Source organism: Mesorhizobium sp. M0923, from assembly GCF_040319365.1.
GTDB lineage: Bacteria > Pseudomonadota > Alphaproteobacteria > Rhizobiales > Rhizobiaceae > Mesorhizobium.
Genome location: NZ_JAMYNW010000001.1, coordinates 453,393 through 470,220 on the forward strand (window position 1 = coordinate 453,393; position 16,828 = coordinate 470,220).

At 63.4% G+C, this 16,828-nt stretch carries 20 protein-coding genes and 1 tRNA gene; 14 read left to right on the top strand and 7 right to left on the bottom strand.

Annotation, left to right across the window (positions count from 1 at the left end; all coding sequences use genetic code 11):
- Nucleotides 1-97: 97 nt before the first annotated feature.
- A tRNA-Lys gene (locus tag NKH89_RS02160) sits at nt 98-173 on the top strand.
- Here NKH89_RS02160 and NKH89_RS02165 read toward each other — a convergent pair.
- The 5 genes from NKH89_RS02165 to NKH89_RS02185 are packed head-to-tail and all read right to left on the bottom strand — an operon-like array spanning nt 168 to nt 4,715.
- Nucleotides 168-686, bottom strand: coding sequence for a hypothetical protein (locus NKH89_RS02165; protein ID WP_352908361.1), 519 nt, complete (start codon nt 684-686; stop codon nt 168-170). The two genes, NKH89_RS02160 and NKH89_RS02165, sit on opposite strands and share 6 nt — an antisense overlap.
- Nucleotides 687-700: 14 nt before the next feature.
- On the bottom strand, nt 701-1,825 hold the full coding sequence (gene dprA, locus NKH89_RS02170) for a DNA-processing protein DprA (RefSeq protein ID WP_352494586.1): 1,125 nt from the start codon (nt 1,823-1,825) through the stop codon (nt 701-703).
- A complete protein-coding gene (gene plsY / locus NKH89_RS02175; protein ID WP_352482272.1) occupies nt 1,822-2,409 on the bottom strand; it encodes a glycerol-3-phosphate 1-O-acyltransferase PlsY in 588 nt (195 codons plus the stop codon). Before plsY ends, dprA begins: the two co-directional genes overlap by 4 nt.
- A 57-nt stretch (nt 2,410-2,466) precedes the next feature.
- On the bottom strand, nt 2,467-3,753 hold the full coding sequence (locus NKH89_RS02180; protein WP_023717764.1) for a dihydroorotase: 1,287 nt from the start codon (nt 3,751-3,753) through the stop codon (nt 2,467-2,469).
- Complete coding sequence (locus NKH89_RS02185; protein WP_352494588.1) at nt 3,750-4,715, bottom strand: aspartate carbamoyltransferase catalytic subunit; 966 nt, start codon at nt 4,713-4,715, stop codon at nt 3,750-3,752. Before NKH89_RS02185 ends, NKH89_RS02180 begins: the two co-directional genes overlap by 4 nt.
- Nucleotides 4,716-4,870: 155 nt before the next feature.
- On the opposite strand from NKH89_RS02185, the gene NKH89_RS02190 reads away from it, so the two are divergent.
- From NKH89_RS02190 to NKH89_RS02200, 3 genes are all read left to right on the top strand, one after another.
- Entirely contained in the window at nt 4,871-6,499 is a 1,629-nt protein-coding gene (locus NKH89_RS02190) for a DNA alkylation response protein (RefSeq protein ID WP_023717762.1), read from the top strand.
- A 163-nt stretch (nt 6,500-6,662) separates the two neighbouring features.
- Nucleotides 6,663-7,217: a hypothetical protein gene (locus NKH89_RS02195; protein WP_023717761.1), complete on the top strand. Its 555-nt coding sequence runs from the start codon at nt 6,663-6,665 to the stop codon at nt 7,215-7,217.
- Nucleotides 7,217-7,528 (top strand): DUF6105 family protein, encoded by a 312-nt coding sequence (locus tag NKH89_RS02200; protein WP_023717760.1) that lies wholly within the window; start codon nt 7,217-7,219, stop codon nt 7,526-7,528. Before NKH89_RS02195 ends, NKH89_RS02200 begins: the two co-directional genes overlap by 1 nt.
- Here NKH89_RS02200 and ruvX read toward each other — a convergent pair.
- Nucleotides 7,495-7,980, bottom strand: a complete 486-nt coding sequence (gene ruvX, locus NKH89_RS02205; RefSeq protein ID WP_023717759.1) for a Holliday junction resolvase RuvX — start codon at nt 7,978-7,980, stop codon at nt 7,495-7,497. The two genes, NKH89_RS02200 and ruvX, sit on opposite strands and share 34 nt — an antisense overlap.
- A 117-nt stretch (nt 7,981-8,097) precedes the next feature.
- Between ruvX and NKH89_RS02210 the strand changes: the two genes are divergently transcribed.
- The 6 genes from NKH89_RS02210 (at nt 8,098) to NKH89_RS02235 (ending at nt 12,466) form a co-directional block, all read left to right on the top strand.
- On the top strand, nt 8,098-8,805 hold the full coding sequence (locus NKH89_RS02210; protein ID WP_023717758.1) for a metal-dependent hydrolase: 708 nt from the start codon (nt 8,098-8,100) through the stop codon (nt 8,803-8,805).
- Between the two features lie 23 nt (nt 8,806-8,828).
- Entirely contained in the window at nt 8,829-9,245 is a 417-nt protein-coding gene (locus NKH89_RS02215) for a hypothetical protein (protein WP_352855354.1), read from the top strand.
- 76 nt (nt 9,246-9,321) lie between these two features.
- Nucleotides 9,322-9,609 carry an Asp-tRNA(Asn)/Glu-tRNA(Gln) amidotransferase subunit GatC gene (gatC, locus tag NKH89_RS02220; RefSeq protein WP_352855352.1) on the top strand — a complete coding sequence of 96 codons (288 nt, stop codon included), beginning with the start codon at nt 9,322-9,324 and terminating at the stop codon, nt 9,607-9,609.
- Nucleotides 9,610-9,616: 7 nt separating this feature from the next.
- The gene (locus NKH89_RS02225; protein WP_352855350.1) at nt 9,617-10,075 is read left to right on the top strand and encodes a GNAT family N-acetyltransferase; all 459 of its coding nucleotides are present in this window, start codon (nt 9,617-9,619) and stop codon (nt 10,073-10,075) included.
- The gene (locus tag NKH89_RS02230; RefSeq protein ID WP_352908362.1) at nt 10,075-11,640 is read left to right on the top strand and encodes an amidase; all 1,566 of its coding nucleotides are present in this window, start codon (nt 10,075-10,077) and stop codon (nt 11,638-11,640) included. The genes NKH89_RS02225 and NKH89_RS02230 overlap by 1 nt, the downstream gene beginning before the upstream one ends.
- Nucleotides 11,641-11,668: 28 nt before the next feature.
- Nucleotides 11,669-12,466 (top strand): YdcF family protein, encoded by a 798-nt coding sequence (locus NKH89_RS02235; RefSeq protein WP_352908363.1) that lies wholly within the window; start codon nt 11,669-11,671, stop codon nt 12,464-12,466.
- Here NKH89_RS02235 and NKH89_RS02240 read toward each other — a convergent pair.
- The gene (locus tag NKH89_RS02240) at nt 12,439-13,158 is read right to left on the bottom strand and encodes a DUF599 domain-containing protein (RefSeq protein ID WP_352494594.1); all 720 of its coding nucleotides are present in this window, start codon (nt 13,156-13,158) and stop codon (nt 12,439-12,441) included. The two genes, NKH89_RS02235 and NKH89_RS02240, sit on opposite strands and share 28 nt — an antisense overlap.
- A gap of 170 nt (nt 13,159-13,328) precedes the next feature.
- Here NKH89_RS02240 and NKH89_RS02245 point away from each other — a divergent pair, with 170 nt between their 5' ends.
- From NKH89_RS02245 to NKH89_RS02260, 4 genes are all read left to right on the top strand, one after another.
- Entirely contained in the window at nt 13,329-14,732 is a 1,404-nt protein-coding gene (locus tag NKH89_RS02245) for an L-serine ammonia-lyase (RefSeq protein ID WP_352855348.1), read from the top strand.
- A gap of 85 nt (nt 14,733-14,817) precedes the next feature.
- Nucleotides 14,818-15,255, top strand: a complete 438-nt coding sequence (locus tag NKH89_RS02250; protein ID WP_023717749.1) for a DUF1489 family protein — start codon at nt 14,818-14,820, stop codon at nt 15,253-15,255.
- Between the two features lie 124 nt (nt 15,256-15,379).
- Nucleotides 15,380-16,111, top strand: coding sequence for a vWA domain-containing protein (locus NKH89_RS02255; protein ID WP_352482282.1), 732 nt, complete (start codon nt 15,380-15,382; stop codon nt 16,109-16,111).
- Complete coding sequence (locus NKH89_RS02260) at nt 16,111-16,809, top strand: DnaJ domain-containing protein (protein WP_023717747.1); 699 nt, start codon at nt 16,111-16,113, stop codon at nt 16,807-16,809. The genes NKH89_RS02255 and NKH89_RS02260 overlap by 1 nt, the downstream gene beginning before the upstream one ends.
- The last annotated feature ends 19 nt before the right edge of the window (nt 16,810-16,828 follow it).

Below are 16,828 nucleotides of genomic sequence, written 5' to 3' on the forward strand. Positions count from 1 at the left end.
AAAGCCCGGTGTGCGAGCCGTCTTTTTCCGGTTGACCGGCAGAGGCACTCTCCCTATGTTCCGCGCAATTTCGAGGGCGGCCTTTCTGAGCCCGCGGGAGCGCGTAGCTCAGCCGGTAGAGCAACTGACTTTTAATCAGTAGGTCATGGGTTCGAATCCCATCGCGCTCACCAAAAATCCAGATGTACGGCCCGGAGACATGGGTAACAGTTTGTACCTAAGAAATGGGTGACAACCTCGTGCCGAACGCATGCGGTGGCCTTAACCACCGCCCCATCGTCCATCATCGTGCCGGTGAGCGCCTCATAGGCTCTGCTGCACAGCTGCGAATGCGGACAATCCTTCACGATAAGCGCCGGCACCACCGTGAGAACCGCTGCGGCAAGGATTTGCGGGCAAAGACCGACGGCGCTTACCTTTCTGCCGAACACGCCGGCCAGGAAAAAGTAGAGACCCTGGGCCATGCAGGCTGCCGTCAGAATGCCCAGAAGCGTGCTCGTCCCTCTTGCGAAGGGCGTTGTATAGCTGTCGGGAAAACCCAGCGTGCCGAGATCCATCGACCATTGCAGCGCCAGCACGACGCTCAATGCCGCCCAAACGAAGGCCGTCTTACGAGTGAACAGCGTCCGCTTTGGTTTGTTGCTTAGATCGGTCATGAAATCACGTCTGAATGCGCGCCGGGACATGCGCAAGCTCCCGGTCAAATCAGCGAGACACTACCGCCGGCATGGCGTTCGAGCCGGCCGGCGAGGTCGAGCTCCAGCAGCACCATGAACACTTGGGCGGGATGCAGGCCGGTGTGGCGGATGATCTCGTCGACTGCTACCGGCGTCGGGCCGAGTGCCTCGACGACGCGGTCGCGGTCATCCTCGCGCGGCGGCGGCGTTGCCGAAAAGTCGGGCGGCTCTTCAAGCGGCGATGTCCTTGGCGCCCAGGCGCCGACCAGCGGCGCGATCGCACTGGTGACATCGGCGGCCTCGGTGACAAGGGTGGCGCCGTCCTTGAGCAGGCCATTGGTGCCGGCGGCGCGCGGATCGAGCGGCGAACCGGGAACGGCGAAGACCAGTCGGCCCATCTCACCGGCAAGCCGGGCGCTGATCAGCGAGCCGGAGCGCTGTGCGGCCTCGACCACCACCAATCCCAATGCGGCGCCAGCAACAAGCCGGTTGCGGCGCGGAAAATCGTGCGCGCGCGGCTGCCAGCCAAACGGCATTTCCGAGACGATGGCGCCACCGCGCTCGGCAATCTCGTCGCACAGCCCGGCATTTTCGGGCGGGTAGGGCAAATCGATGCCGCCGGCGAGCACACCGATCGTGCCGGTCGAAAGGCTGCCCTGGTGCGCGGCCGTATCGATGCCGCGCGCCAAGCCGGAGACGATGCCATAGCCGTCGCGGCCGAGATCCGCCGCCAGCATCCGCGCCATCTTGATGCCGGCCAGCGAGGCGTTGCGAGCGCCGACGATGGCGACCGCGGGCAAGCGGAAAACCGCACTACTGCCCCTGACCGCGAGCAACGGCGGCGGATGGTCCATGCTCTTCATCAGCGGCGGATAATCCGCCTCGCCGATGCCGACGAAGCGGGCGCCCGCCCGCCTGGCTGCCTCCAGCTCGGCCTCGGCCTCGGCAATGGACGGAATGCGGACGATTTTTTTGGCGCCACCCGAAATCATCAGCTCCGGCAGCATCGCAAGCGCTGCTTCGGCCGAACCGAACCGGTTGATCAGGTCGCGAAAGGAAGCCGGGCCGACATTCGGCGTGCGGATCAGGCGAAGCCAGCTCAGCCGCTGCCGGTCGCTGAGGCGCGGCCCGGCGGCGGGCTCGCTCACTCCTTTGCCCCGATCTTACCCTCGGTGCCGGCAAGCAGCCGCGCAATGTTGGCGCGGTGCTTTATGATGACGATCAGGCTCATCGCCGCGAAAAGCCCGGCAATCTGCGGCGTGCTCAGGAAGTACAAGGCCACTGGCACGACGACCGCTGCCGTCAATGCCGCCAGCGAGGAGTAGCGGAACAGGAAAGCCACCGCGAGCCAGACAACGGCGAAGATCACCGCCACCTGCCAGGCAAGGCCGATCAGCACGCCGAGGTAGGTGGCGACACCCTTGCCGCCCTTGAAGCCGAGCCAGACCGGAAAGAGGTGGCCTAGAAACGCACCGAAACCGGCCCAGAGTCCGAGCTCAGGTGCAAAGCGGCCGGCGATCAGCACAGCCGCGGTGCCTTTAAGGGCGTCGAGCAGCAGGGTGGCCGCCGCCAGACCCTTGTTGCCGGTGCGCAGCACATTGGTGGCGCCGATGTTGCCGGAGCCGATGTTGCGCACGTCGCCGAGGCCGGCGGCACGGGTGATCAGCAGCCCGAAGGGGATCGAGCCGAGAAGATAGCCGAACACCAATGCCAAGACGGGACTGTAAGCCATTGTTCCCCCGAAGTTTCCTTGGCTGAACGGATTTGAAGGCGTGACGCCTGTTCCGTCCTAGGCCGAAAACACTGTGCGGCCCGCCACCATCGTTTGCAAGACTTTGCCTTGCAGCCGCGCGCCTTCGAAACAGGTGTTTTTCGAGCGCGAGCGGATGCCGCTCTCGCTGACGATCCATGGCTCGTCCAGATCGACGAGTGCAAGGTCGGCCAAAGCCCCCGGTTTCAGCGTGCCGCCGGGCAGGCTGAACAATCTTGCCGGCGCGGTGGATAAGGTCTCGACCAGCCGGAGCAGCGTCACGTCGCCATTGTGATAGAGCCGCAGCGCCGCGCCCAGCAGCGTTTCCAGCCCGATGGCGCCGGCCGCAGCATCGGCGAAGGGCAGGCGCTTGGTGTCGACGTCCTGCGGGTCGTGCGAGGAGACGATGAGGTCGATGGTGCCGTCCTTGACCGCCTCGATCATCGCCAGCCGGTCTTCCTCGGCGCGCAGCGGCGGCGTCAGCCGGAAGAAGGTGCGGTACTCGCCGACATCATTCTCGTTGAGCGACAGATTGTGGATCGACACGCCTGCTGTGACGTTGGCCCCGTCGGCTTTTGCGCGCGCTACCGCGTCTGCCGCCATAGCCGTCGAGATCTTGGCAGCGTGATAGGAGCCGCCGGTCAGGCGAGCCAGCGCGAGATCGCGCTCCAGGGGGATTGATTCGGCCTCGCGAGGAATGCCGGCAAGGCCAAGCCAGCTTGCGTAAAGGCCTTCGTTCATCACGCCGGCCGAGGCGAGATCGGCGTCCTGGGTTTCATGCGCGATGACGCCGTCGAAATCGCGCGCGTAGGTCAGCGCGCGACGCATCACCAGCGCGCTGGCGATAGAATGCCGGCCGTCGGTGAAGGCGACCGCTCCAGCCTCGCGCAATAGGCCGAATTCGGTCATCTCGCGGCCTTCCAGCCCCTTGGTGATCGCTGCCGCCGGAAAGATGTTGACGATTGCCGTGTCCTTGGCGGTGCGCAGCACAAACTCGACCAGTGCGACATTGTCGATCACCGGGTCGGTATCGGGCATCATGACGATTGAGGTGACGCCGCCCGCCGCCGCAGCAATGCTCGCCGATGCGATGGTTTCGCGGTGTTCGCCGCCCGGTTCGCCGATGAAGACACGTGCATCGATCAGGCCGGGGATGATCGCCTTACCAGCGCACTCGATGATCGTGGCGTCTTCGGGCGCGCCCTGGTTCAAGGCCGCCTTGCCGGCGGCAACGATTTTGCGTCCTTCGACGATGACGGTGCCTATCTCGTCGATGCCGCGCGATGGGTCGACGATGCGGGCGCGGCTGAAGACCGTTATGCTCATGCGCCGCGGCCCTCGTGGTTTCGACGGGGGTCGAGCAGCGCTTCCATCACCGCCATGCGCACGGCGACGCCCATCTCAACCTGTTCCTGGATAACGCTTTGCGGGCCGTCGGCGATCTCGGAGGCGATCTCGACGCCGCGGTTCATCGGGCCGGGATGCATGACCAGCGCACCCTCCTTGGCCGCTTTCAGCTTCTCGGCGTCGAGCCCGAAATAGCGGAAATATTCACGCACCGAGGGTACGAAAGCGCCTTCCATGCGTTCGCGCTGCAGGCGCAACATCATCACCACGTCGGCGTCCTTCAGACCCTCGCCCATCGAGCGGGTGACGATGACGCCCATCTTCTCGATGCCGGCGGGCAAAAGCGTCGAAGGGGCGACGACCCGTACTTGGGCACCGAGTGCGTTGAGCAGAATGATATTGGAGCGGGCCACGCGCGAATGCAGGATGTCACCGCAGATCGCCACGATCAGCTTCGACAACGGACCCTTGGCGCGGCGGATGGTCAGCGCGTCGAGCAGCGCCTGCGTTGGATGTTCATGAGCGCCGTCGCCGGCATTGACCACCGAGCAGCCGACCTTTTGAGCAAGAAGTGCCGCCGCGCCCGCCGATTGGTGGCGGATGATCAATATGTCGGGGCGCATGGCGTTCAGCGTCATCGCGGTATCGATCAGCGTCTCGCCCTTCTTCACCGACGAGCTTGCCACCGACATGTTCATGACGTCGGCGCCGAGCCGTTTGCCGGCCAGCTCGAACGACGATTGCGTACGGGTCGAGGCTTCGTAGAAGAGATTGATCTGGGTGCGGCCGCGCAGCGTCGATGTCTTCTTGTCCGATTGCCGCGAGATGGCAACGGCCCGGTCCGCCCGGTCGAGCAGAAGCTCGATGTCGGCGGGGGAAAGATCGCGGATGCCTAGAAGATGGCGGTGGGGATAAAGTGGAAGGGACGATGCGTCAGTCATCTCAAGTCGCTGCTATAGGGGGGAGGCTCCGCGGCTGCAAGCACCGGCTTGGGATTGGATCGGTTCTCCCCGGTATTTTCGTCGCGCGCCGCCGGCCATAGGCTATAAACCGCGATGACTTTGGATTCGCAGACTTCAGGTGATAAGGACGAAGCGTGACCGACGACGTGACCAACCAGCCGCCGCCGCTGGCCGGCGGCAACGCCTGGCGGGGCGATCCGTTGCTGATCCAGCTTGCCGAGCGCTTTTCCGATCCGGTGCGCAAGGACCTCGACGGGCTTGGCCGTTTCGTTTTGACGCATGAGGCGCAGGAGCTGGCCCGTCTTGCCAATGTCGAGACGCCGAAGCTCAGGACCCATGATCGCCAGGGCCGGCGCATCGACCAGGTCGAGTTCCACCCCGCCTATCACGCGCTGATGCGCCGCTCGGTCGCCAACGGGCTGCATTCGTCGGTCTGGGAGAATGGCGACGCCGAGATCGGCCGCCGCCACCAGGTGCGCGCCGCGCGCTTTTACCTCACGGCTGAGCTCGAAACCGGGCATCTTTGCCCGATCACCATGACCAGCGCTTCGCTGGCAGCGCTGATGGCCAGCCCGAAGCTGTTTCGCGAATGGGCGCCTCGGGTGACGACGCGCAAATACGATCAGGGCCAAAAGCCGCCGGTCGAAAAAGCCGGGCTGACGCTCGGCATGGGCATGACCGAGAAGCAAGGCGGTACCGATGTTCGTGCCAACGTCACCAAGGCCGAGCGCGCCGGCAGCGGTTTTTATCGCCTGACCGGCCACAAATGGTTCATGTCGGCGCCGATGTCGGATGCCTTCCTGGTGCTCGGACAGGCGCCGGAGGGACTGTCGTGCTTTCTCGTTCCCCGCTTGCTTGGCGACGGATCCGGCAACGGCTTCCGCTTTCAGCGGCTGAAGGACAAGCTCGGCAACCGCTCCAATGCGTCCTCCGAGGTGGAATTCGTCAATGCCATCGGCGAGATGGTTGGCGAGCCCGGCGCCGGCGTGAAGACGATCATGGACATGGTGACCCTGACGCGGCTCGACTGTGCCGTCGCCTCCTCGGCGATCATGCGGGCCGGACTGGCCGAGGCCGTCCACCATACGCGCCACCGCCAGGTGTTCGGAACCAATCTGATCGAGCAGCCGCTGATGCAGCGTGTTCTGGCCGACATGGCGCTCGACGTTGCCGCCGCTACCGCGCTGTCGTTCCGGCTGGCGCGCTCCTTCGACGAGGCGGCCGGCGACCGCGGCGAGGCGGCCTTCGCCCGCGCCATGACGCCGGTCGTCAAATACTGGGTCTGCAAGATTGCGCCGCCGCTGCTCTATGAGGCGATGGAATGCCTCGGCGGCAATGGCTATGTCGAGGAGGGGCCGCTCGCCCGCTACTATCGCGAAGCTCCGGTCAACGCGATCTGGGAGGGTTCAGGCAACGTCATGGCGCTCGACGTGTTGCGAGTGCTCGGCCGCGCGCCAGGCCTGTTCGATGACGTGCTGGCCGGCATCGACCGCGATCTCGGCGCTGGCGGACGCGGCACCGTCGGCGTGCTCAAGGCAGCAATGCAGGTCGCTGCAACCGACGAGGGCTCAGCGCGGCTGTTGACCGAGCAATTAGCATTGTCGGCGGCGGCGGCAGAGCTTCGCAGGCTGGGGGCAGGGCGGATCGCCGACGCCTTCGTCGAGACGCGCCTCGCCGGCCAGTGGCGCAACACCTATGGAATGCTCGATTCGCGCCACGATGCGCGGATGATCATCGACACGCTCTACCCGCCGATCAACTAGTGCCGTCGCCCGGGTCGTAGCCGCTTTTTTTCGCGCGCCCTGTGGATGATCGTTAACCTTAACAAATGGTTTCCATTGCGGCGGCCGGTGGCAAAGCCCAGTGTTATGGTTAAGGCAAGGACTGTTCGGCTGAGCGGTCTTTGTCCTGCGAAGCAGGAGCGTCATGCGGCATATTTTGAGCTCTTTTCTGGCATTGCATTGGGCGGCCGTTTTCGCCCTGCTGGCGTTCATCTGCATCGATGGGAATCGTGGCGTCGCGGCGGCCCTTGGCGTGCTCGGCGTTCCCGTCCAGAACACTCGCTTTGCCGATCTTGAAAACGCCGTCGTCGTGGCGCCGCTCGCCGTGGCATTGCTTGTCGTCGCGGTGCTGTTCTGCTGGGCCTTTGTTGAAGCATTGACCAGCGACGCCACCAACCCGGACCCAGCCGACAGTGTTGTGCGGATCGCCTTCATCTCGGCCTCGGGCGTGCTGTCGTTGATCGTCATCGGCGGCGCTGCGCAAGGTATCAATGGGCTGTTCATGGTTGTCGCCGTGCAATTGGCGGCACTTCTGGCGTCATATGTCGCGATGCTCGCCGAGCGGCGCTCAGCCGCTGCCGCGGCAGTTCCAGTGACCGGCGAAATCCGCGCGGCCGCGCATATCATGGCCAAGGCAGCGGCGTACAATTCCTCGCTTGCGCGCATTTCGGGCCGGCCGGATTCGAGGGACGATCGCTGATGCGCACCTTGTTCGCGCTGTGGGCGGCTCCGCTCCTCCTGTTCTGGGGCTGGTTCTTTCTGTCGCTCAACGACATCAATTTCGGCTATGTCATGCTGAGCCGCCAATTGCACGATCTCGTTTTCCAGCTTTATGGGCAGATGCTCGGCGTCGATCCGGCGCTCATCCCGGGCATGGTGGCGAAGGCTTGCGTCTTCGACGGCCTACTGCTGATGGCGTTCTGGGCATTTCGCCGCCGCAAGGCGATCGGCAGCTGGATCAAGGCAACGCGCAATCGCTATTTCGACCAGGCATCGACTCCGAGCGCCTGAAGCCGGTCGAGAACACCCTGCAGGATGAAGGCCGCCGCCGCTGAATCGATCTTGCCGGCGCGTTTCTTGCGGGAAAAATCCATCTCGATCAGTGTCCGCTCGGCCGCCACCGTCGACAGCCTTTCGTCCCAAAAGACGAACGGCAGATCGGTCAATCCAGCCATGTTGCGGACGAAAGCGCGGGATTTTTGGGCGCGTGGGCCTTCCGAGCCGTCCATGTTGATGGGGAGGCCGATCACCACTGCGCCGGCATTTTCCTTCTGCAGCAGAGCGAGCAGCACCGCGGCATCGAGCGAGAATTTCTTGCGCATGATGACAGGGCGCGGGTGCGCGAAGGACAAGCCGCGGTCCGAAACCGCCACGCCGATCGTCTTGTCGCCGAGGTCAAGCCCAGCCAGGGTCTTGCCGCCGCCGAGCCGGCCCGGCAACTCCTCGATCGTGATGATGCCCAACGGCTTTTCCTTTGACCGCGACGCCGCACTTCCTATACGCGCAACATATGCCGCGGCACTTTAATTTCGCCGTCGGCGTTCTAGCCTCTACCGAAGCAAAAATCGAGGAAGGCATTGATGAAACTTACCTGGTACGGACACTCGGCATTCCGCGTCGAAATCGAAGGCGCGAAAATCCTCATCGACCCGTATCTGGTCGGCAATCCGTCATGGACAGGCGGCTGGGAAGAGCCGGCCGAAGGGGTCACGCACGTGTTGCTTACCCATGGCCACAGCGACCACATCAGCGGCGCCGTCGAAGTGCTCAAGAAAAGCGGCGCGATGCTTGTCGCCAATTTCGAGATTTGCATGTACCTGGTCGGCAAAGGCGTCAGTGACAAGCAAATCAATCCCGGCAATATCGGCGGTACCGTCGATTGCGGCGGCTTCACCACCACTTTCGTTCAGGCTCTGCATTCATCGTCCTTTCTAGGCGAGAGCGGCCAGAACACCTATCTCGGCAATCCGGGCGGGCTCGTCCTGCACTTCCCCGAGGATAAGACGCTCTACCATATGGGCGACACAGACATCTTTTCCGATATGGCGCTGATCAACGAGTTGCATGAGCCGAAGATCGGCATCGTGCCGATCGGCGACCGCTTCACCATGGGTGGCGCGGTGGCAGCTCTTGCCTGCCAGCGTTTCTTCAAGTTCGAGACGGTCGTTCCCGCTCACTTCGGCACATTTCCGATGATAGATCAGACCGCCGACAAGTTTGTGGCCGGGCTGGACGGATCGGGTGTGAAAGTGGCGTTGCCGAAGATCGGCGAGACGATTACGCTGTAGGAATAGCGAACCGGAATGACGACATGGGTCTGAGAAACTCTCTTTGCATTTCTATGCTGGTTGCCGCATCGCCGGCGCTGGCCGCCGAGGATTTCATCGAGGGCATCTATCTGCAATCGGAGGATCTCTGCGCGCAGGCCAAAAAGGATACGCTGCAGACGGTGATCGAGGGCGGCAATATCGTACTGTCGGCAAACGGATTGGAAAGCATCGAATATAACTGCGAGTTCCTGCAGATCACCAAGGCGACACGGTCGCCAAGCTGGGCGGTGACCGCCATCTGCCAGGAGCCGGGCTACGTCTTTCCGGATGTTCTCTCACTGACTCAGATGAACGCGAAGCAGATCGACCTGGTTTCGGTTCGGCCTGCCGCGGACGAAAGCGAGCAGAGCGGCAACGGCGGCAGCTATTTCCTCTGCGACGGCGTGGCAATGCCGTAGGGCAGTTGTCGGCACGATGCATGTTGCGCGGCACGCGCTGCGCCGCTATAGCGCTGGTTTTCCCCGAGGCACAAACATGTCCGTTGATATTAAAACCGTGAAGCGCGTCGCGCACCTTGCCCGCATTGCGGTGAGCGAGGAGGATGCAGAGCGCATGACCGGCGAATTGAACGCCATTTTGGGCTTTGTCGAGCAGTTGAACGAGGTCGATGTTTCCGGCGTCGAGCCGATGACCTCGGTCACGCCGATGGCAATGAAGAAGCGCCAGGACGTCGTCACCGACGGCAGCAAGACAGCCGACATCGTCGCCAACGCGCCGGCAACCGAAGAGAACTTCTTTCTCGTGCCAAAGGTCGTGGAGTAGCTGGCCGATGGGAATCGAGATCGCCGCGGAGACGCCGCTGCAGGACGATGTGCGTGGGCTGGTCGAGGAGCTCAACGCCACATTGCTGGAGTTGACGCCGCCGGAGCATTGCTACCATTTGACGGTCGAGCAGATGGCGGACCGCGAGACGACCGTTTTCATCGCCCGCGACGACGGCCTTGCCATCGGTTGCGGCGCGCTGAAGCGCCACGACGCTGTCGTCGGCGAGGTCAAGCGTATGTATACGCGGCCTTCGCATCGCGGCCGCAAGATCGGTGCGATGATCGTCGAGCGGATCGAGGGCTTGGCGCGCCAAGAAGGGCTGAAGCGTCTGGTGCTGGAGACGGGCGACCGTCATCCCGCCGCCTGGACCGTCTACGAACGCGCCGGTTTTTCGCGCTGCGGGCCGGTGCTGAATTACCCCAATTCCGAGTGGTCGGTGTTTTACGAAAAGAGCCTTGCCTGATGAGCGACCTGACCCAACTGACGATTTCGCAGGCCCGCGCCAAATTGCGCTCCAGGGAGATCACCGCCACCGAAGTCACCGAGGCTTATCTGTCGGCGATCGAGCGAGCCAATCCTGCGCTCAATGCCTATATCGTGGTCACCGGCGACAAAGCGCGCGACATGGCCAAGGCCTCCGACGCGAAAATGGCCAAGGGCGAGGGCGGGTCCCTCGAGGGTATCCCGCTCGGCATCAAGGATCTGTTCGGCACCGAAGGCGTCCACACCCAGGCCTGCAGCCACGTGCTTGACGGGTTCAAGCCGCGCTACGAATCGACTATCACCGCCAATCTGTGGGCGGATGGCGCCGTCATGCTCGGCAAGCTCAACATGGACGAGTTCGCCATGGGCTCGTCCAACGAGACCTCGTATTACGGGCCTGTCATCAACCCGTGGCGGCGTTCGCGGCTCGACACGGTGGTAATGCCGACGACACATCAGGGCGAGGGCGGCTTCGTTTCGGCGGGCGGCACCAGGACCGCGCGCACGTTGGACAATGCCCAGCTGGTGCCGGGCGGTTCGTCCGGTGGCTCGGCATCAGCCGTCTCGGCCTTCCTGTGCGCCGGCGCTACCGCCACCGACACCGGCGGCTCGATCCGCCAGCCCGCCGCCTTCACCGGCACGGTCGGCATTAAGCCGACCTATGGCCGCTGCTCGCGTTGGGGCGTCGTCGCCTTCGCCTCGTCGCTCGACCAGGCCGGGCCGATCGCGCGCGACGTGCGCGATGCCGCGATCCTGTTGAAGTCGATGGCTTCGGTCGACCCGAAGGACACGACCTCCGTCGACCTGCCGGTGCCGGATTACGAGGCGGCGATCGGCCGCTCGATCAAGGGGATGAAGGTCGGCATCCCCAAGGAATACCGTGTCGACGGCATGCCCGAGGAGATCGAGGCGTTGTGGCAGAAGGGCATTGCCTGGCTGAGGGATGCCGGCGCCGAGATTGTCGACATCTCGCTGCCGCACACGAAATACGCGCTGCCGGCCTATTACATTGTTGCGCCCGCCGAAGCCTCGTCCAACCTCGCCCGTTACGACGGCGTCCGCTATGGATTGCGCGTGCCCGGCAAGGACATTGTCGACATGTATGAAAAGACCCGCGCCGCCGGCTTCGGGCGTGAGGTCAAGCGCCGCATCATGATCGGCACCTATGTGCTTTCCGCTGGCTACTACGATGCCTACTATCTGCAGGCGCAGAAGGTTCGTAACCTGATCAAGCGCGATTTCGAAAATGTGTTTGTCGCAGGTGTCGACGTCATCCTGACGCCGGCAACGCCGTCCGCCGCCTTCGGCATCGCAGACGAAGACATGGCCGCCGACCCGGTCAAGATGTATCTCAACGACATCTTTACGGTGACGGTGAACATGGCCGGCTTGCCCGGCATCGCGGTTCCGGCCGGGCTCGACGCCAAGGGGCTGCCACTCGGCCTGCAGCTGATCGGCCGGCCTTTCGACGAGGAAACGCTGTTCCAGACCGCCCATGTCATCGAACAGGCGGCCGGCACATTTCAGCCGGAAAAATGGTGGTAGGATCGTTTCTCATCTGAGGGGGTGAGGGATGTTCTTCTATGTCTCCAAGGTCCTGTGGCTCTTCGTCCAGCCGCTTAATCTCGCGATCATCCTGCTGCTGGCTGGATTGCTTGCGGCATTGGTCGGGCGCAAAAGGCTATTTGCCACCGGCAGCGTGCTGGCCTTCCTTGTCCTGGCAGTGTCAGCATGGACCTCGCTCGGCGCAGTGATGCTCAATCCGCTCGAGGAGCGTTTCCCTAAGCCACCCCTGCCGGAAAGGGTTGACGGAATCGTTGTGCTCGGCGGCGGTATGGACGGCGCCATCAATTTCGTTCGCGGCGGTTATGAACTCAACGCCAGTGGCGATCGAATTGTCGAGGCAGCCGTGCTGGCGCGGCGTTTTCCGACAGCGAGAGTCGTCATTTCAGGCGGCCCCGTTGCAATAATCGGTGAGGACGAAGGCGACTCAACCACGGCGCCACGCGTACTCACTGCGCTCGGCGTGGCGGCCGATCGTCTGATCCTGGAAGACAAGTCACGCAACACCTACGAGAATGCCGTCTTCACCAAGCGGCTGATTACGCCGAAACCCGGCGAGATCTGGCTGCTGGTGACCTCAGCCTTCCACATGCCGCGCGCCAAGGCGCTGTTCGACAGAGCCGGCTTCCCGACGGTTCCATGGCCGGTCGACTACCGCACCTCCGGTAAGGAAGGTATCAGCCTGTTCCGCAAATCTACCAACGAAGCGCTGCAGACCACGACCATCGCGATTCGCGAATGGATCGGGCTCGTCGCCTATTGGCTGACGGGCCGCATTGATCAGCCTTTTCCCGGGCCGGGCGGCTGACCGAGCACCGCCTGCCGCGCCGCCGAGAAAAATTGGCGGCGCACCAGCACCGCCAGAAGCAGCAGCGTCGATAGCACGAAAACGGCGGGATCGACGAACCAGCCAAGATAACCGATCGAGAAGAACACGCCGCGCAGCCCGGAATTGAAATGCTTCCCGGCCAGCATGTTCATGCGGGCCGCGCGCCACACCGCCGTTTCGGTGACCGGATTGCGCGACGCCTCGCCATGCGGAATCGGCACCGCGCCGATCAGGATCGAGCAATAGTTGAACAGCCGGTAAGCCCAGCCGAACTTGAAGAAGGAAAAGGCCAGGATCAGCACCAGCCCGAACACCTTCGTCTGGAAGGCGGCGCGTGAGGATGTGGCGCCAAACGGCAGGTCGCTCAGCACAGTGAGAACCTGATCGGAAGCGCCGAGCAAGGCAAAACAGCCGCCGATCGCAATCAGCGAACTGGAGGCAAAGAAGGCGGTCCCCTGTTGCAGGCCGCTCATGATGGCGGTGTCGACGATGCGGATCTCGCGTTCGGCCATGGTCCTCATCCAGGCCTCGCGCTGCGCGTTCATCGCCCTCGTCAGCGACATGCGGCTGACCAGCATTCCGTCGGCGGCGAGCGTATGCAGCACCCACGCGGCGAGGAAGAACCCCAGCGCTGCAAGGTCGGCCGTCGATAGATGAAAGGAATCGCTCATGCGGTGCTTTTACCACAAGCCGAGGCAACGCTTCGATGGCCGAAGCCGGAATGTCGCTGCCGGAGCAAACAAGGTCGGCAGGCGCAGCGCCGCAATCTTCAAAACAGCGGAAAACATCATGGGAATTCCTATATATAGAGCTCAACAGGGTCCCAGGAGAAAACGCCCACGTGTTCCTTTCGGTTTTCGACCTGTTCAAGATCGGCATCGGCCCATCGAGTTCGCACACGATGGGGCCGATGACGGCTGCGCGGCGGTTTCTCGACGAGATTGCGGGAGACGACTGGCCGCGTCCGGCCGGCGCCAGGGTCGACCGAATCGCGGCCAGCCTGCATGGCTCGCTCGCCTATACCGGCATCGGCCATGGCTCCGATCGCGCCGTGGTGCTCGGCCTCGCCGGCCAGACGCCGCAGACGGTGGATCCTGACCACGCCGACGGCATCGCCGCTCGCATCGCCGCCGAGAAGCGGATTTCGCCGCCCGGCCATCCGTCCTATCGTTTCGACCCGGCAACGGATCTGGTACTGGATCGCAAGACGCCGCTGCCGGGTCACGCCAATGGCATGGCGTTTTCTGCCTATGATGCCGGAGACCGGTTGCTGCTGAGGCGCGTCTACTATTCGATCGGCGGCGGCTTTGTCGTTTCCGAGGAAGAATTGCAGCGGATGAAGGCGAGGGGCTCGGCGACAACCGAAGGCAAGAAGGTTCCATATCCGTTCAAGAACGCCGTCGAAATGCTCTCAATGGCAACGAAAAGTGGCCTTTCCATCGCCGAGATGAAGCGCGTCAACGAGGAGACGCAGATGTCGCGCGAGGAGCTCGACGCCGGCCTCGACGGCATTTGGAGCGCCATGAAGGGATGCATCGAGCGCGGCCTGTCGCAAGACGGCATCATGCCGGGCGGACTGAAGGTGCGCCGCCGTGCCCGGATGCTGCACGACAAGTTGCAGGAGCAATGGCAGCAGAACCGGCCCAACCCGCTGCTCGCCAATGACTGGCTGTCGATCTATGCAATGGCGGTCAACGAGGAGAACGCCGCCGGCGGCCGTGTCGTCACCGCGCCAACCAATGGGGCGGCCGGCACTCTGCCCGCGGTGTTGCGCTATTGGCTGCATTTCCATCCCGAAGCCGACCAGCCAAGTATCCGCGATTTCCTGCTGACGGCGGCGGCCGTTGGCGGCATCATCAAGACCAATGCTTCGATCTCGGGGGCCGAGGTAGGCTGCCAGGGCGAGGTCGGTTCGGCTTCGGCGATGGCTGCGGCGGGATTGTGCGCCGTCATGGGCGGCACGCCCGAGCAGGTCGAGAACGCTGCCGAAATCGCGCTGGAACATCATCTCGGCATGACCTGCGATCCGGTCGGCGGCCTGGTGCAGGTGCCGTGCATCGAGCGCAACGCGCTTGGCGCTGTCAAGGCGGTGACCGCCGCTTCGCTGGCCATCAAGGGCGATGGCGTTCATTTCGTGCCGCTCGATGCGGCGATCGAGACGATGCGCCAGACCGGCCTCGACATGAACGAAAAGTACAAGGAAACCAGCCTTGGCGGATTGGCCGTCAATGTCGTGGAGTGCTGAGCGCCAGTCTGGCGGCCTGGACCACCACTGTGGAGAAGTCGATCAGGCCGTTGACGCGTTCGCGTGCTGGGCTAAACCTTAAACGATGTCTCTCAATCTCATAAAGCTTTGCGTCGGCTGTGACAGCGTCGAGGATCTGGAAGAGTGGATTGCCTTCCGCCTCGACGAGCGGCGCCGCGCCGGCGAACCGGCCGAACACTACCACACCACCCGCATGGTGCCGACGCGCGGCGCCGAGATCACCGACGGCGGCTCGCTCTACTGGGTGGTCAAGGGCAATGTCCAATGCCGTCAGCTGATCACCGAAATCCGGCCCTTCACTGATGACGATGGCATCGGCCGCTGCCATCTGATCCTCGATCCCGAGGTCGTGCGCACCGACTGGCAGCCGCGCCGTGCATTCCAAGGGTGGCGCTACCTGAAGCCGGCGGACGCGCCGGCCGATCTCGGCAAGGGCAAAGCCGGGCTGATCGAAATGCCGCCGAAGCTCAGGCGTGAGCTTGCCGATCTCGGCCTACTCTGACGCCAAGAACCGTAACGCCAAGGGCACCGGCCGAACGCTTGTCCGCAGTTGCCATCATCACCGGTCCTGCAGGTCGCCTGATCTGGGCTTGCAAGCTGGGGAACAACGCCACATCTTGAATGTCATGAGCGACAAGAAGCAGCCCGTGCCTGCAAAGGCCAATCCTGCGCCGGTCGAGTCCCAATCGAGCACCGGCGAGATCGACGCCTTTCTCCGTCAGGCAAGGACGCTCGCTGCATCCGCCACCGGTTCAGGCAGGCTGATCCTGTCCCTCGACGCTACGATGAGCCGCCAGCCGACCTGGGATCTCGCCTGTGCGCTGCAGGCCGAGATGTTCGACGCCGTCGGCAAGGCTGGGGTGCTCAAGGTTCAACTGGTCTATTTCCGCGGGCTTGGCGAGTGCCGTTCCTCCGCATTCGTCACCGATACCGAAGCTCTGAAGCAGCTGATGACGCGCATCGACTGCCGTAGCGGCCACACCCAGATCGGCAAGGTGCTCGCCCATGCGCTGAAACAGACGGCGGCGGCCAAGGTCAACGCGCTGGTCTATATCGGCGATGCGATGGAAGAAAACATAGATGATCTGGCCGAAAAGGCCGGTAGCCTAGGTCTGCACGGCGTTCCTGTCTTCGTTTTTCAGGAAGGCCATGATGCCGGTGCAGAAAAGGCGTTCAAGGAAATTGCACGGCTGTCCAAAGGGGCCTGGTTCCGGTTTGATCGGCGGGCTGCCGCGACCTTGGCCGGCCTGCTTTCGTCCGTCGCCGTGTTTGCGACCGGCGGTCTGAAAGCACTGGAGGACCGGGGCAGGCCGGAGGACCGGCTGATGATCGAGCATCTACGGGGCGGCGGAAACTGATGGGCGCGATTATCGCTTTTGTAGCATTGCTTCTGGTGCTTCTCGGCATGCTCACCATCTTCCTGCGCGCCGATCCGGGGAAGCTTGCAGGCGGCATGAGGACCCTTGGACCCGTGCTGCTCGGGCTGGTCGGCGTTGCCGTGCTGCTGGTCGGGCGCGAGGGCCTCGGCGGCTTGATCCTGTCGGCCGCGCTCGCCTGGTATGGCTCCATGCGCATGAATCAGCCGGCCGCAAAACTGGCACCGGGCAAGCGTTCGACGGTGCGTACCGCGGCGCTTGAGATGGAACTCGATCACGACACCGGCGGCCTCGAAGGCCTCGTGCTGGCTGGGCGCCATGAAGGCAAGATGCTTGGCTCGATGGGGCTTGCCGAATTGCAGCAACTTTATCGCGAGCTCTCCGGCGATCCGGAGAGCCGCCAGCTGCTAGAGACGTATCTTGACGGCAGATTTCCCATCTGGCGCAAAGACGCTGATGCGAATGGTGGCGAAGGGCTGGGTGTTGCGCCAGGTTCGGGCGCCATGACTAAGGAGGAGGCCTACAAGATCCTTGGTCTTGAAGCGGGGGCTGCCGCGGCGGATGTCCGCAAGGCGCACCGCCGCCTGATGCAGCGCCTGCACCCCGATATCGGTGGCACGTCTTTCCTGGCGGCGCGGATCAACGAAGCCAAGGACGTCTTGCTCTCCAATCACAACTAGTCTCCTTCGACGCAGAACT